The organism is Ensifer sp. BR816 (assembly GCF_000378985.1).
Classification (GTDB): Bacteria; Pseudomonadota; Alphaproteobacteria; order Rhizobiales; family Rhizobiaceae; genus Sinorhizobium.
Genome location: NZ_KB905370.1, coordinates 5,510,243 through 5,526,650, shown reverse-complemented (window position 1 = coordinate 5,526,650; position 16,408 = coordinate 5,510,243). Strand labels below are relative to the sequence as shown.

The window sequence follows — 16,408 nt, the reverse complement described above, 5'->3', positions numbered from 1 at the left end:
ACGCCGTGCCGCGCGCATCAGTTCCGCCGTGATCGATGTCGGCCCGACCAGGCGCCAATCGCCAGTTGCTAAGGGATGTCATGGCGGCACACAAACTCAGTTCACCTCAAACGCAAACACAGCACTCGCACGTTTGTCGCTATTATCGCTGCTCCCATTTTGTGGCGGGAAATGGACATACTCGACACGAGCCGGATACTAGCAAAGCATAGTAATAAATGTGTTGCTGAATCGTCACATTCGCACTTGCTTATAAGCAAGGGCCCGGATGCCTCGCCCAGGCAAAAAAAGGCCCGGCAGAACCGGGCCTTGAGACGCTGATCGATGGAGATCAGAACCTGACTTTTAGCGATGTGGAAATTGCGCCGACGAAGTCGTTGTCGAAGTCATAGGTAACTTCGTCGCCATAGACCTGTCCCTGGTAGGTCGTCGGACCGGACTCGCCGCTGGTCATGATGCCCACGATACCGGCAAGCCGAAGCTCGATGTTCTGCGTCGGGCTGTAGGAAACGGCCGTACCGAGCGTCCAGGTATCTGTCTGCGTACCGATGCCGGTGCTTGTACCGCGGTCCCAGGCCAAGCTGACCGCGCCGCTCCATTGATCGTTGAACTTGTGACCGATGCCGCCAGTTACGGTCCACCCGTCGCGATACAACAGATCAAGGCTGGTGCACGGCGTAGCCAGCGTCACCGTCGCGGGGCAGAAATTGAGGACCTGCAACTGGCTCCAATCGGTCCACTTGACAGAACCGAACGCCAGCCATCCAGGAGCGATACCGGACTGCACCTTGAGTTCCAGCGAATCCGGCATCGAAGCGGAACCGGAGACGTCGTACTTTGTCAGCCCGAGTTGCCTCAGGTCGATCGATCCAGAAAGGTCATCCAGGTCGACGGCGCTGTTATAGACGAGGCTCGCGCGCATCGCGTATTCCGGGATTTCATAGGCGACACCGGTGCGCCAGCCCCAGCCGGAGCCCTCCAGGTCGAGACGGCCGATGCCGTTGCCCGGCACGGCAAAATCGGGCGCAACAAGGCGTTCCTTGAAACCACCGACCTCCTGGTAGAACGCGCCGCCGATCAGACGGACGAAGCCCGGCCCCATATCCCATTTGTAGGAGCAGGTGGCCGCGTAGTTGTCGCTCTCGACCTTGGTCTCGATATTGTCGTTTGCACCCATCCAGTTCTTACCCGGATTGGTGTGGGCGCCCCAAGGCTGGGAGTAGTCCGCCATACAGTCAATACTGTCACCCAAGCCAGCCTTTACGCCCACACGGGGCGCCCAATAGTCTTCCGTATCCCGAACGCTCGTGCTGCCGCCGCCTATTCCGTTGGAGCCGATGCCGTTCGCAGCATTGATGTCCGTTACGTTCTTGAGATCACGTTGCGGACTGACATACGTCGCCGTCGCTTCCGCCGCATAGTCCGATGGATCGAACAAGAGATCGATATTGTAACCGCTGCGTTCGAGCCCCCCAGCCTGCGCAGCCGATGCGACGAGCATTCCGGCAACCGCCGCCAGAATCCCCTTTTTCAGTCTATTTCGAGCCATCCAGCTCCTCCCCTGCATTTCATGAATGCGGCGTTTTGACCTCGCACCGCCGCACTTGGGCTGAATATTCGTCACGATCCTGTGAATGGCAAATCGTGGTCGGAGGGTTAAACCCGACAGATTCGGTCATCAAATTTACGTAAGAATTTCATGATTCGGCCATATTCCGGATAGTGAAAAATTTTTTTCCATTTCCACAATATGAATCCCGCCCGATCAGGAACATTATTCCAATAATCTAGCAGCGTGTGACGTCACGACAACAACATTGCTTTTTGCAATGTTTGTGTCCCCTGCCACCTCGAAATAAGCCCAGACAAAACCCATGCGTGCAAACCTGACGCATGATCGCCCACGCGCGTACCGATTCGAAGTCGCACCATGACGAAAAAATCCGCGGCGTTTCCGCCACGGATCTGCATGTTTAGCCAGGTCTGTAGCGGCTAGCCAGCTTCGGAAACGCGGGTCAGGGCGACGCCAAGCGAGTCCTTCTGCAGGTTGAGCTCCGCCAGTCGCTCCCGTTCCGCTTCGACCAGCTCCGGCTTGGCGTTGGCGACGAACTTTTCATTGGCGAGTTTGCCGAGAATTCTCTCGCGCTCGACCTCGACCTTGGAAATTGCCTTCTCGAGGCGGGATTTCTCGGCCGCCAAATCGATGAGGCTGCCGAGCGGGAGGCAGGCTGTTGCCTCGCCGATGACGATCTGCGCGCTGCCGCGCGGCGCGGTCGCCGCGTGCTCGATGCTCTCCACCCTCGCCAGGCGCTTGATCGCGGAGGCATGCCGATCGAGGCGCTCGCTCGTCAGGCCCTTGGCGCCGACGATGACCAGGGGCGCCATCGCCGCCGGCGGAACGTTCATTTCCGCCCGGACCGAGCGAATTCCGGACACGAGATCGATCAGCCAGTTGATTTCATCCGCGGCCAGATCGTCCGCGTAGAAAGCTCCCGGCCATTCGGCGAGACACAGCAGCGTCGCGCGCTCGCGCCCTGAGGCGGCGGTCTTTTCCCACAGCTCCTCCGTCATGAAGGGCATGAAGGGATGCAAGAGCTTGTAGGTTTCGTCGAGCACATAGGCGACGCAAGCCTGCGATTCGCGCTTGGCGTCCTCGTCCTCGCCGCCGAAGACCGGCTTCAGCAGTTCGAGGTACCAGTCGCAGAACTGGTTCCATATGAAACGGTAGAGGCTTCCGGCTGCGTCGTTGAACCGATATCCCTCGATCGCCTCGGTGACGTCGCGGATCGTGCGCGACAGCTCGGTCAGAATCCAACGGTTGACCGTCAGCGAGGCGGCTTCCGGAATGAAGCCCTCGCTGCTCGTGGCGCCGTTCATCTCGGCAAAACGCGTGGCGTTCCACAGCTTGGTGCCGAAGTTGCGATAGCCGGCAATGCGGGCCGGATCGAGCTTCACGTCGCGCCCCTGGGCGGCCATGATCGCCAGCGTGAAGCGCAGGGCGTCGGCACCATATTCATCGATCAGTTCGAGCGGATCGATGACGTTGCCCTTCGACTTCGACATCTTCTGCCCGTTCTTGTCTCGAACAAGCGCATGGACGTAGACCGTATGGAACGGCTCGACGGGTGTGCCGTCGGCGTCCTTCATGAAATGCAGGCCCATCATCATCATCCGGGCGACCCAGAAGAAGATGATGTCGAAGCCGGTGACGAGGACGTCGGTCTGGTAGTATTTTTCGAGTTCCAGCGTCTCCTTCGGCCAGCCGAGCGTCGAGAAGGGCCACAGCGCGGACGAGAACCAGGTGTCCAACACATCCTCGTCGCGCGTCAGGATTTCGCCCGGCTTGAAGTTCTCGAGCAGGTCCTCGACATAGGCCTTCATCGGTCCTTCATGCGCAAGGTAATGCTGAATTGCGGCGTGCAGCGCATCTTCTTCCGTCTTCTCGACGAAGACCTGACCGTCCGGACCGTACCAGGCCGGGATCTGATGACCCCACCAGAGCTGACGCGAAATGCACCAGGGCTGGATATTCTCCATCCATTCGAAGTAGGTCTTTTCCCAGTTCTTGGGGACAAAGGCCGTGCGTCCTTCCCTGACGGAGGCGATAGCCGGCTTGGCCATCGTCTTTGCGTCGACATACCATTGCTCGGTGAGCCGCGGTTCGATCGGCACGCCGCCGCGGTCGCCGTGCGGCACGACATGCCTGTGCGGCTCGATATGGTCGACGAGACCGGCGGCCTCGAGCATTTCGACAATCAGCCTGCGGGCCTCGAACCTGTCCTTGCCCTCGAGCTGATCCCAGGCGCCATGGAGCGCTGTGGGGTGATCGAGGCCCTCGAGGAAGTCCTCGTTGTTGGTGATCGTGATCCGGCCGTCAGCGGTCAAAACGTTGACCTGGCGAAGCCCACGGCGCTTGCCGACGTCGAAATCGTTGAAGTCATGGGCCGGCGTCATCTTCACCGCGCCGGTGCCGGTCGTCGGGTCCGGGTATTCGTCGGCGACGATCGGTATGCGGCGTCCGACGATCGGCAGGATGACGTGTTTGCCGACAATCCCCTTGTAGCGCGCATCATCCGGATGCACCGCGACACCGGTATCACCGAGCATCGTTTCCGGACGTGTCGTGGCTACGACCAGATAGTCGCGGGTTTCCCATTCGGTGGCATTGCCGTCTTCGTCGAACCCAACCGGGTGCTGATAGGTGACGCCCTCTTCGAGCGGATAGCGCAGGTGCCAGAGATGGCCGTTGACCTCGACCTGCTCGACCTCGATGTCCGAAATCGCCGTCTGCAGCTTCGGATCCCAATTGACGAGGCGCGTGTCGCGATAAATAAGGCCTTCCTTGTAGAGGCTGACGAACACCTCGACGACCGATTCGGACAGTCCCTCGTCCATGGTGAAGCGCTCGCGCGACCAGTCGCAGGAGGCGCCAAGCCGTTTCAACTGGTTGAAGATCAGGCCGCCGGATTCGCCCTTCCATTCCCAGACCTTGTCGATAAAGGCCTCACGTCCCATGTCGCGGCGGCCCGGCAGCTGGCGCTCGGCGAGTTGCCGCTCGACGACCATCTGCGTGGCAATGCCGGCATGATCCATGCCCGGCTGCCAGAGGACATCCTTGCCGCGCATGCGCTCAAAACGCACCATGACATCCTGCAGCGTGTTGTTGAGGGCATGGCCCATGTGCAGGGAGCCCGTCACGTTCGGCGGCGGAATCACGATGCAGAAGGTCTCGGCGCCCGGCTTGGCGCCGGCGCCGGCACGAAACGCGTTTTCATCGTCCCACTTCTTGGCAATACGCGGATCGACGGATGCGGAATCGTAGGTCTTATCGAGCATTCTTTGCGCCAATTTTGGAGATTGATGTCAGGGTTTTGTAAACCGGAACGGCCCGCGCAAGTCAACACAAACACGGAAAAAGCCGCGATGTTCACGGCTCCACTCGTCAACTCAAGGGTGTCCGTCGGCGGTTTTTCTCTGAACGGCTCGATCGCACCTGAGCGCCGAAGGCGGCGCTCCATCACTCTTTCCGGCTCTGGACGGCTATATTCGGGTAAAGTTCAGCGCCGCGGACCGCGTGCGACCCGTTCGATTTCTTCGCGCACAAGCTTTTCGACCAGCGTCGGCAAATTGTCGTCGAGCCATTCCTGCAGCATCGGGCGAAGCATGGCCTCGGCAATCTCGTCGAAAGAACGCCTCGGTCCGTGGTCCACCGCGTGCGCCAGATCATCAAAGGCACGCGCCACCTGGCGGCTGACGGCCGATGAAACGATCGCGCCGCCGGTCGTGTCCACCTTCCCCGCCGCCTCCGGAGCAGCCGGGTAGACGGGCGCCGCCGGCGCAGGCTCTTCGTCAAGGCTGCGCGACAGGGGCCCATCAGGCGCCGGCCCGGCCACGGTCGCAGTCGCTTTCGGGAACGAAACCGCCGCCATCCGGGATGTGATCATCGGGCTGTCCTGTGCTGGATCGGCGGCCTGATCGAGGCTTGCCGGCTCCTTCGGGGTGTAGTGCGACGCGTGGCGCTCGGAGGCTGCCCGCACCCGCGCCGCCACGTCGGCGAGAGAAAGCGGCGACGAAGAGGATGCGGTCGCATCGGCGCCGGTCGGCTCCGGGCTCGATGACGGCGGGGAAGCGGAGGCGCTGTGATCGGATAAATCGAATGCGGTGGCGCCCATTTCGGAGTCGATCGTCAATTCGATCTCATCCGTGCCATCCTCGAAGGTCTGCGCAGCAGCGCCGCCGGCAAGACCAGGCTCGTTGTTCTCGATAATCTTGCGAATGGATGCCAGGATCTCATCCATCGAAGGTTCTCGTGCGACATTGAGCTGTGCCATTTCAATCCTCGTTTGCTGCGGACAAGCGCAACTCAAGAGCGCGTCCGCGTGCCGATTTCGAACGAACCTTATGTGAGTCCGCGAACGAAACAAATGTCGCGAATCAGCTGAGGAAATTCTTGCACAGATTTGTTTTTTGCAGCAGGTGCCATAGCAACGAACGCAAATCGCGCGCCCATGGTAGCCCATCGGCGCGCGATACTTCCTGCAATCTGATCTCTTTCCTCAAACCCAAGTTGGATCAAGGAAAATGGCGCGGTAACCTCAGCGCCCGTCGACGGTCCGCAGGCCGAACCACTTGTCCTTGACGGCTTCGTAGTGCTGCTCCGGACGATACTCGGCCACTTGCAGGCCCTGAACCTGGACCGTCAGCTTGCCCATGGCCGCAAGCAGTGCGTAGCTCGCCACCACGGCATCGCGCTGTGCAGCGGCGAGCGATTCCTGCGCATCCAGGACATCCTGTTGCGAGTCGAGCACGTCGAGGGTGGTGCGCTGGCCAACCTTGCGTTCTTCGATGACACCTTCCAGGGCGAGATTCGCGGCCGAAATCTGCGACCTGCTCGCGGTGATCCGCGCCAGGGCAGATTCGAGCTGCGCATACGCGGAAACGACCGTCTGCTGCACCGAGGCACGCGCCGAATCGACGAGAATACGCTGCTGCCCCAGGACTTCCTTCGCCTGGCGGATCTGACCGTATTCGGCGCCACCCTGATAGATCGGCACCTCGAGGCGGGCGGTAACGCTCGCGGTGGTGTCGTCGAGGCCTGTGCCGGAATTGCCGGTGTTGCGCGTGACCGATCCCTGAAGAACGACGCCCGGCAGCATCGTGCCCTCGGCCGACTTCACCTGGAAGCCTGCCGAATCGACGTTGTATTGTGCGGCGAGGATCTGCGGGTTCTCCCGCAGGCCCGTCGCAACCGCCTGATCCAGAGACCGCGGCATGCCCCTCGTTGCCGGTCCCGACTGGCGGATGCCCCTCGGAGCGACGCCGACGATCTGGACATAAACCGCTTCGCTCTGCTTCAACTGGGCAATCGCGGTCACGAGCAGCGATTGCGCGTCGGCAAGTTGAGCATCCGCCTGGCTTACATCCGTCCGGGTGCCCTCGCCCACGTCAAGGCGGGCCTGAGCGGCATTCAACTGCTCCCGCAGGAAGGCCAGGTTCTGGCGGCGAATGGAGACGATCTGCTGGTCGCGGGCGATATTCGCATAGGACTGGGCGGCCGCCAGGAGAATCTGGATCTCGTTGGCCTTCAGCGTCTCCCGGCCGGCGAACACGTCCGACTGCGCCGCCCTGACGTTGTTCAAGGTTTGAAATCCGTCGAAGATCGTCTGGGTAATCGAGATGCCGACCTGCCCGTCATGAAAATCGCGGCTGCCGGTTCGCTCCTGATCGACGCGCGTCAGAGTACCGGTGGCCGAAGCACCGATCTGCGGCCGGTAGCCGGCCTTGGCGATCGGAACGCCTTCATCGGTGGCGCGAAGGCCGGCGCGCGCGGCGTTGAGATCGGGATTGTTCCCGTAGGCCGCGGCCATCGCCCCGAATATCGTCTCGGCGAGCACGACGTGCGGCGCAAGCAATACACTGGTCGAAACAGCCGCCCACAAGGCTGCTTTGCGGACAATCGACACCATCTTCCCTCCGATCAGCGGGCGCACGCACCCGGCAATTTCCAGCAGGCCAGATCCCCGTGGGCGACCTGCTCAATCCATGCAGTGACACGCCCAGCCACCCCTCGGCGGGCAAATCACTACGTCCTACCACTTTGAACCCCGGATTCGAACTTACGACAACCGTGCACTGCATTCGAGGGGGGTATTTCAAAAAGAAACACATGATACGTTGCCGATTGGCAACATTGCAGAATTTAGGCCCGCACGCGCATGCTGAGATACCTCAATAAGAGGCTCCTCAGAAAATGAATGACCGCTCGCGATGGAAGCCAGGCAGCGGCTTCACGGAGGTGTTGAAATCGGATCGCTCCGAAGTCCTTCCCGATTCGCGCACATAGAGTTTCGCACGAGATGCGTTACCAAACCCTTCAACGGCGACCAGGCGAGCACCGTCGCGAAGCTGCTCGAAGAGGGATGCCGGAATCGCTTCGACCGCGCCGTTGATAAAGATCACGCCGTAAGGCGCTTCGGCAACATATCCCTTGGTGAGGTCGCCGCTCACTACCCGGACATTGTCATAGCCGAGACGAGCCAGCGTCTCGGTCGCTGCCGCGGCAAGCGATTCGTCGCTCTCCAGCGCAACGACGGAGCCGGCGATGAGCGACAGCAAGGCGGACCCATAACCCGTCCCCGCGCCGATCTCGAGCACCGCGTCCGACTTGGTGATCTGGGCAAGCTGCAGCAGCTTCGCCAGCGGAGACGGCTCCATGAGGTAACGCGGCGCGGCGCCGCCGCTGAGCGCGATATCCGTGTCGATATAGGCAAGTTCCTTCATCTTCGCTGGCACGAATTCCTCGCGTGGCACGGAGAGGAAAGCGGTCAGAACCGAATGGGAGGTCACATCCGTCGTACGGATCTGATTGTCCACCATCTTAATGCGCGCTGCTTCGAAGTTCATAATACTGCCTCGTGTAGCGGGGCGCGGCGCCGCCATTCAGGAGCCCCGCGCGATCTTAGCCTGGCTGCGTGGCAGCCTCTTGCCTAAGCTCATAATTCGCCGCACTTCCGGTTTCAAGCGACCGCGGCAATTCGACCTGCAAAAAGGAAGCCGCCAGCGGGTGAGGCTGGCGGCTCGGATGCGATCGGATTGGGCGGCAGGCGCCGTCAGCGGCCGGGAGCGGCTTCGAGCCCGACGAGCGCTATCTTGCCGTAGCCCGCTCCCTGTACGAGGTTCATGACTGCCATCAGCTCGCCGTAGTCGACCAGCCGGTCGGCGCGGATGAGGACGCGGGTTTCCTTGTTCGCATTGGTGATCCGGTCGAGTTCCGCCACGAAGGCGTCACGTCCCGTCTCCTCATTGCCGATCGCGAGCGAGAGGTCAGCCTTCAACGTCACGAATACCGGCTTGTCGTCGCGCGGCGTCGGCGTGGCGACCGATTGCGGCAGATCGACCTTCATGTCTACGGTCGCCAGTGGCGCGGCCACCATGAAGATGATCAACAGCACCAGCATCACGTCGATAAACGGCGTGACGTTGATCTCGCTGTTCTCGTCGAGGTCGCCGCTGCCTTCGGATATCCTTCCCGCCATGGCCGTCACCCGATCCTGGCGATCGGCGCATCGGCGCCGTAGCCGTCCTGCCGGCGCGGCTGCGCCTTGCGGAGATGGCGATGGTCGAGGTCACGGCTGACGAGCCTTTCGACCGCGGCGGCGACATCGGCCAGGACGAGCTTGTACCCCCCGACCGAACGGGCGAAATAATTGTAGATCACCACCGCCGGTATGGCCGCGACGAGCCCGATGGCGGTTGCCAGCAAGGCTTCGGCGATACCCGGTGCGACAATCGCCAGATTGGTGGTCTGCGCCTTGCTGATGCCGATGAAGGAATTCATGATCCCCCAGACAGTGCCGAACAGGCCGACGAAGGGACCGACCGAGCCGATCGAAGCGAGAATGCCGGTGCCTGCGCTCATCCTCTTGCCGGCGCGGATCTCGATGCGGGCGAGAAGTGACGCGACACGTTCCTTGACGCCTGCTGCCGGTGCTTGATCCAAGACCGCCTCGGAACGGGCGATCTCATCGACTGCGGCAGCAACCATCGCGGCCGCAGCTCCCGACCTGCGGTCGAGTTCCACGTCCGCCAGACCCTTTGCTGAGGTCAGAACGCGAACCGCACGCTTTATCCGCGACTTTCCATAGGCAAGTTCCAGCGTCTTGACGAAGAAAATCGCCCAGGTGACCACGGAAGCCAGGGCCAGCGTGATCATCACGCTTTTGACGACCACGTCGGCGGCGAGGAACATGCCGACCGGCGACAGGTCATGCGGAAGGGTTGGCGCACCTTCGCCGGCGACGGCGACGCCCGCGGCTGGCGGAGACGTCGTTGCGGAAGCGGGAGCGGTGTTGCCCTCCGCCGCGGCCGGCATCGGGGCCGTCGTCTGCTCGGTCACCGGCGCCGATGGCGCCGTCTGGGCCATGGCGGGACCGGCAAGGAAAATGGCAAACGTGGCCGCCAGCAACATGTTCAAGGTCGGTCGGATCCGATTCGACATCTCGTTCCTCATAATCTCGGGCGTTGCCGGAGGCTACTGCGCGTCAGGCAATCGATTTCAAAGGTCGCCGGTGGCAAGTTGCCAGGCTTTCCGCGCCGGCTCTTTACGACAAACCGGGTTCGGCTGACAAGGATTTCTGGAGTATAATAATCATGAATAGTCGCAAGGCAAAGCCGGAACGGAGTGGCGCGCTCCGATTCCCGCTAGAATGCCGCCTCTTCCGAGGAAAAACTGTCGCTGCGCCAATCATAGCGGCGATGCTGCTGCCACGGCCTTTGCGTCGACGGAAAGGACGTCACGACACGCATGCGCGCGGGTTGCGTCTGATCGGCATGAATCTCGATGGCACCGGTCCGTCGCAATGTCCTGCCTGTCACGACCATGGCCCTGCCTGAGGGACAGGCCGGCAAGGTTCGCCGCGTTGCAGCGACCACCAGGTCGACCCGGCCGCACAGCAATGCGAAGACCTCCGGCGCGTCGAGCACGGCAACTGCCCAGCCCTCCCGGCTGCGACCGACGCACCATTGGCCCTTGCGGCACATAAGGGCTCCCGGCTGCGCCGCAGCCAGTGCCTTCGCCGCATCGGCGGCGCTTGCCACAGCGTCGACTGGTTGCTGCGTGCCTCTGGCATTTCGCCGAGGGCGCCCGGAACCATCCTGGGCGATCTGGCCCGAGGCAGATGTTTCGACCGGCGCGATGTGGCTGTCGAGGGCTAGCGCCCGTTGCCATTGCGAGAAGATGAACTCCGGCGGCCGCGCCTTGTTCGTGGCGATCGCCCCCTCGGTGATCAGGCCGACCAACTGGCCATCCTCGGATATGACGACCGAGGGTCGTTCCGCCCGGCGTTCCAACGCGATGGATGACCCGCCCAGAACGATCAGTACCGCCCCGGCAAATGCGAGACGGGTTCTGAGTACACATAGCAACACCCCGCCGAAAGCGAGCAAGAAGAAGCCTGTGACGTCGATGCGACCGGTGATCCACTCACCGTCGAGCGTCGCCACGTAGCGCGCGACGGCAAGCATCCAATCGAGGCCCTGCGCCATCACCATCAAGGGATAGTATTCGAGCCCAAAGGGCATCAGCAGCATGGCAAAAAGGCCGAACGGCATGATGAGAATGCCGATCAACGGCGTCGTCAGGACGTTGGCCAGCAGCCCATAGGCTGGCAGCCGGTGGAAATGTGCTGCGGCATAGACGGCAGTCGCAAGTCCGCCAATGAGCGACGTCACGACCGTAGCGACGATCGGACTGGATACTTGGCTCAGGCTCAGGCGGGATGTCCCGACATCCGTCTTCCGCATTCGATGGTCGCGCCAGCGGGCATAGCCGGCCACGAGCGCCAGAGTGGCAGCGAAGGACATCTGAAAGCCGGGACCGGCCACGGCCGAGGGCGACCAGGCAATGATGATGAGAGCGGCAAGCGCGACATTGCGCAGGCTGATGGAGACGCGATCGAAAAGGACGGCGACGAGCATGATCGAGATCATGATCCAGGACCTGAGGGCCGACACTGCGCCGCCGGAAATCAGGATATAGAGAAAGACCATGATGAGCGCGCCGGCGGCAGCGTACTTCTTGATCGGGCGCTTCGCCGCCAGGCCGGGAACGAGGCTCAAGAGCGTTCGCGCGCCGATGAGAAAGGTGCCCGCCGCCAGCACCATGTTGAGCCCCGAAATCGCAAGGACGTGCGAAAGGCCGGCTGCCCGCAGCATCTCGACGGTCTCCCGGCTGATGGCCCGTTCCTCACCGGTCACCAATGCAGCGGCAATGGCGCCGGTGTCGCCGCCGATCGCCGCCCGAATCCGATTGCCGACCGCCTCGCGCAAAGCCGCCAAACGGGCGGTCGCCTGTAACGAGAGGGAGAGATCACCGTTGCCGTCTACCGCGCGGTGCGGAGCGCCATAGAAAAAGCCGACGGCACCCACGCCCTTGAAAAAAGCATCGAAGGCGAAATCGTTGAGATCCGGCAGGGCCGGACCGGAAGGCGGCGAGAGTCGGACCTTGCCTTCGATGGCTGAGCCAATCGGGAAGGGTTCGTGACGACTGCGCGTCACCAGCGTCGCCTTCCCGGGAGGCCTGCGGAGCTTCGGTCCGGAGGTCTCTTCGATTTCGACCAGGTAGCGCCAGCGCCCCTTGTCATCCGGCTCGCGCGACAGCACGGTCCCGCGCAGCTGCGTCGTCACGGGACCATCAAGGATGACGGTATTGATACGGTCTGTTTCGGCCGCGGCGAGCAGCATCCCGGACACCAGGAGAGTTGGTGCAAGCACCAGAGGCCGCCAGGTGCGCAGGTTGCCCCGGCATAGCAACGCAGATATGCCGAAAATGCAAAGCAGCGCTGCGAGTTTGGCAATTCCGATGCTTTCCGCGAGCGAAAACCACAGGATGGCGCCGAGCGCCAGAAGCACCGGAATCAACACGAATCCATGGCCGAAATCTTCTTCCTCGCGCAGCAGCATGCGCAGAAGATTGGCGACGGAGCCAGCCGAAGACCGAAATCGACTGGTAGAAAAGGGGCGACCGACGGAGCCAGCCGAAGACCGAAATCGACTGGTAGAAAAGGGGCGACCGAACGTCGCCAAAGGGCGGCGGGTCGCCTTGAGCTGCGGGAGTTCCGTTGCATGAAGAACGGCCTTGGCACCTGATAGACGCCATGCGCTCGCCTCCGCGTCGCGCATCACTGTCGGTCCCTGCCCCTCCCCCATTTCGCCCTGCTCTGCCCTTCTGGCTGCCCGCATCGATCCTGCAACCAAAGGAAGCCCATTGCAATCGCAAGACTAGCTGCCGAAAAAATAGGCAGAAATGCGGCTGCCGTGCGGCACCGTCAGATTAGCGGTCATTGATCTTTGCGGATATATTGCCATAACATGCGGTTGTTGCACCGCCATATGCACATTTTCGCATCGCACAATTTGCCTTTCGTACAGCTTGGCAGTGGAAAGTAAATCATATAGCAAATTCGCAACGCTTAATTTCGTGGCATAGGACGATGTGCCACAGCGCCAAAAGACGGAGGGTCCCATGTCAGGAACAAGCGCGACAATCTCAATCGATGGAAAAGCAGCTGACCTGCCAGTGAGATCGGGATCCATCGGTCCTGACGTGGTCGACATCGGCTCGCTCTACAAGCAGACCAAGATGTTCACCTACGATCCCGGCTTCACGTCGACGGCATCGTGCGAATCCAAGATCACCTATATCGACGGCGACGAAGGCGTGCTGCTCCACCGCGGCTACCCGATCGAGCAACTCGCCGATCACGGCGACTTCCTGGAGGTCTGCTATCTCCTTCTCTATGGCGAGCTGCCGACGAAGGCGCAGAAGGACGACTTCGACTATCGCGTGACGCATCACACGATGGTTCACGAACAGATGTCGCGGTTCTTCACCGGTTTCCGTCGCGACGCCCATCCGATGGCCGTCATGTGCGGCTGCGTCGGCGCGCTGTCGGCCTTCTACCACGACTCGACCGACATCACCGACCCGCATCAGCGCATGGTTGCGTCGCTGCGCATGATCGCCAAGATGCCGACGATCGCGGCGATGGCCTACAAATACCATATCGGCCAGCCCTTCGTTTATCCGAAGAACGACCTCGACTACGCGTCGAACTTCCTGCGCATGTGCTTTGCCGTGCCCTGCGAGGAATATGTCGTAAACCCGGTCCTTTCGCGCGCAATGGACCGCATCTTCATCCTGCATGCCGACCACGAGCAGAACGCCTCGACCTCGACGGTCCGCCTTGCCGGCTCGTCCGGCGCCAATCCGTTCGCCTGCATCGCCGCCGGCATCGCCTGCCTCTGGGGCCCGGCGCACGGCGGCGCCAACGAGGCAGCCCTCAACATGCTCGCCGAGATCGGCACGGTCGATCGCATTCCGGAATACATCGCCAAGGCAAAGGACAAGAACGACCCGTTCCGCCTGATGGGCTTCGGTCATCGCGTCTACAAGCACTATGATCCGCGTGCGAAGATCATGCAGAAGACGACGCACGAAGTGCTCGCCGAACTCGGCCACAAGGACGACCCGCTGCTGGAAGTGGCGATGGAGCTCGAGCGCATCGCGCTGACCGACGAGTATTTCATCGAGAAGAAGCTCTACCCGAACATCGACTTCTATTCCGGCATCACCCTGAAGGCGCTGGGCTTCCCGACCACGATGTTCACGGTGCTCTTTGCGCTCGCCCGCACCGTCGGCTGGATCGCCCAGTGGAACGAGATGATCGAGGATCCGGAACAGCGCATCGGTCGCCCGCGCCAGCTTTATGTCGGCGCACCGCCTCGCGACTACGTGCCGATTTCCAAGCGCTGATCGCAAGTGCCCATTGAAAGAGCCCGGTCAGGAATGGCCGGGCTCTTTGCTTTGGAGATAGAGATAACCGAGGACAATTTCCGCCGCTTTCTCGCCGGGTGGCCGATCGGTCGCCATGCGCTGTTCCACGATCGCGAAGCCGTCCAGCATGGCGGCGCGCTGCGGCGTGTCGCGCGAAAGCCTTTCGAACCAGCGCACCAGCGTCCCCGGCCGAATGGCCTTGTTGAAATATTCGGGAACGATCGGAAAATCTGCGATGAGGTTCGGCAGCGCCGCCGTCCAGATCCGGATCTTTTCATGAAGAAGCGTCACGAGCCAGTCCGCGCGATAGGTCGAGACTACCGGAACGCCCGCCAGAGCCAGTTCGAGGATGACCGTGCCCGACGCGGCGATCGCCATATCTGCCTCGACAAAGGCCCGCCACTTCATTTCCGCATCAACGGTTATCTCAGGCTGGACCTTCCAGGACGCCGTCAAGTCGCGCACCCGTCTCTCCTGACGCGGCACGGTCGGCATAAGGAAACGCGTGCCCGGATTGCGTGCCGCAAGTTCCACGACGGCTTCGCCGAAGACCGGCAGCAGGCGGCTTACTTCGCTGCCGCGCGAGCCCGGGAGAAGCAGACAGGTCCTGGTCGCGCCCCCCTGCTCCATCTGCAGCCTCTGGCGGCGGCGTTCCCGGACCGCCAGCACGTTGGTGTCCGAGGCCAGCCGGTGGCCGACATAGGTGGTCGGCGGACCGCCGAGCTTCAGCATCACTTCCGGCTCGAAAGGAAGGACGGCAAGGACATGATCGACATAGCCGAGCATGCGCGGCGCTCGCTCGGGCTTCCAGGCCCAGACGCTCGGGCAGACATAGTCGATGACCGGTAGCTCAGGCAGGGCGGCGCGAACCATTCGCGCGACGCGGTGGGTAAAGTCGGGGCTGTCGATGATGACGAGGGCATCCGGACGCGCCGCCACGATGGCACGGGCGGTCTGGCGGATACGCAGAAGAAGCTTCGGCAGGCGCGCGAGAACCTGCGAGAACCCCATGATCGACAATTCCGAGTAATCGAAGAGCGACGTGAGCCCCTCGGCCTCGAGCGCATCGCCACCGATGCCGACGAGTTCGATCGCCCCGTCGATCCTGCCTCGAAGTGCACGCACGAGATCCGCGCCGAGCAGATCTCCGGAAACCTCCCCGGCTATGATCGCCAACCGATACGTCCGCTCTGTCACCACGGCCGCTCCCGAGCATTGCGCTCGATCCCAAGGACGAAAAGGCCGCATCGATTCGCCGTTTCGACGACCGTCGACCGCTCGAGGACGAGCGCGCGCCCGGCCTCGACGGCAATGCCGGCCAGCCCTGCCGCCTCGGCGCCGGCCACGGTCGAAGGCCCGATCGACGGCAGATCTGCGCGCTCGTCCTGCTGCGGCTTGCAGAGCTTGACGAGGACCCCACGGCGGCGTCTCGACACGCGACCGTCCGCTTTCAATTCGGCGACCCGCGCCAGCATTGCGTCCGTTCCCTCGGCACCCTCCAGAGCGATCACTCTGCCCCCGACGGCGACCGCCCCCTGGCCAACGTCAAGCGCCCCCAGCGCGTTGGCGGCAGCGATGCCCGCCTCGATGTCACGGCGGTCCTCGTCCGTCGGCGCTAGTTCTCCGATAGGACCGGCATCCGCGAGCAGGCCGGGAACGACCTCGTGGGCGCCAATCACCCGGGCGCCACTGGCTTCGATCAGGTCCATGGCCATGCGCAACACCGCGTCGTCGCCGCCGGAAACCAGCGTGCGCAGGACGCTCGGCACTTTTGCGAGCGTTCTCAATGTCGGTCGGATGTCACGCCAATCCGGCCGCCGCCGCACCGCGCCGGAGAGCACGACCCGATCGATTCCCTCCGCCTCAAAGGTTCTGCTGATCGCGGCGAAATCGCCAATGGCCAAAGTGGAGTGGTCGAAGCCGCTCCAGTCGGCATCAGCCTCACGCGAAAGCGCAATGATGAACGGGTCTTCGCCCTGCCCTCGAGCCGCCTCGGCAACATGGTGCGGCAACGCTCCGGCGCCGGCGATTATGGCAAGCCTGCCGCCGGAACGCGGCAGGCGCGGAGCCGCCATG

At 62.3% G+C, this 16,408-nt stretch carries 11 protein-coding genes; 1 reads left to right on the top strand and 10 read right to left on the bottom strand.

Annotation, left to right across the window (positions count from 1 at the left end; all coding sequences use genetic code 11):
- Positions 1-331: 331 nt before the first annotated feature.
- From RHIBR816_RS0126615 to RHIBR816_RS0126575, 8 genes are all read right to left on the bottom strand, one after another.
- Positions 332-1,549, bottom strand: a complete 1,218-nt coding sequence (locus tag RHIBR816_RS0126615) for an OmpP1/FadL family transporter (protein WP_026187460.1) — start codon at positions 1,547-1,549, stop codon at positions 332-334.
- A gap of 443 nt (positions 1,550-1,992) precedes the next feature.
- A complete protein-coding gene (locus tag RHIBR816_RS0126605; protein WP_018239636.1) occupies positions 1,993-4,836 on the bottom strand; it encodes a valine--tRNA ligase in 2,844 nt (947 codons plus the stop codon).
- Between the two features lie 221 nt (positions 4,837-5,057).
- Positions 5,058-5,831, bottom strand: a complete 774-nt coding sequence (locus tag RHIBR816_RS0126600; RefSeq protein ID WP_018239635.1) for a PopZ family protein — start codon at positions 5,829-5,831, stop codon at positions 5,058-5,060.
- Positions 5,832-6,095: 264 nt separating this feature from the next.
- Positions 6,096-7,466: an outer membrane channel protein TolC gene (gene tolC / locus RHIBR816_RS0126595; protein WP_026187459.1), complete on the bottom strand. Its 1,371-nt coding sequence runs from the start codon at positions 7,464-7,466 to the stop codon at positions 6,096-6,098.
- A gap of 277 nt (positions 7,467-7,743) precedes the next feature.
- On the bottom strand, positions 7,744-8,403 hold the full coding sequence (locus RHIBR816_RS0126590; RefSeq protein ID WP_018239633.1) for a protein-L-isoaspartate O-methyltransferase: 660 nt from the start codon (positions 8,401-8,403) through the stop codon (positions 7,744-7,746).
- Between the two features lie 206 nt (positions 8,404-8,609).
- Complete coding sequence (gene exbD / locus RHIBR816_RS0126585) at positions 8,610-9,035, bottom strand: TonB system transport protein ExbD (RefSeq protein WP_018239632.1); 426 nt, start codon at positions 9,033-9,035, stop codon at positions 8,610-8,612.
- A 5-nt stretch (positions 9,036-9,040) separates the two neighbouring features.
- Complete coding sequence (gene exbB, locus RHIBR816_RS0126580) at positions 9,041-9,997, bottom strand: tonB-system energizer ExbB (protein WP_018239631.1); 957 nt, start codon at positions 9,995-9,997, stop codon at positions 9,041-9,043.
- Between the two features lie 203 nt (positions 9,998-10,200).
- Entirely contained in the window at positions 10,201-12,705 is a 2,505-nt protein-coding gene (locus tag RHIBR816_RS0126575) for a ComEC/Rec2 family competence protein (RefSeq protein ID WP_026187458.1), read from the bottom strand.
- Between the two features lie 316 nt (positions 12,706-13,021).
- Here RHIBR816_RS0126575 and gltA point away from each other — a divergent pair, with 316 nt between their 5' ends.
- A complete protein-coding gene (gene gltA / locus RHIBR816_RS0126570) occupies positions 13,022-14,311 on the top strand; it encodes a citrate synthase (protein ID WP_026187457.1) in 1,290 nt (429 codons plus the stop codon).
- A 27-nt stretch (positions 14,312-14,338) separates the two neighbouring features.
- Here gltA and lpxB read toward each other — a convergent pair whose 3' ends face one another.
- Positions 14,339-15,529, bottom strand: coding sequence for a lipid-A-disaccharide synthase (gene lpxB / locus RHIBR816_RS0126565; protein WP_026187456.1), 1,191 nt, complete (start codon positions 15,527-15,529; stop codon positions 14,339-14,341).
- Positions 15,526-16,407, bottom strand: coding sequence for an LpxI family protein (locus RHIBR816_RS0126560; RefSeq protein ID WP_018239627.1), 882 nt, complete (start codon positions 16,405-16,407; stop codon positions 15,526-15,528). Before RHIBR816_RS0126560 ends, lpxB begins: the two co-directional genes overlap by 4 nt.
- Position 16,408 lies beyond the last annotated feature (1 nt).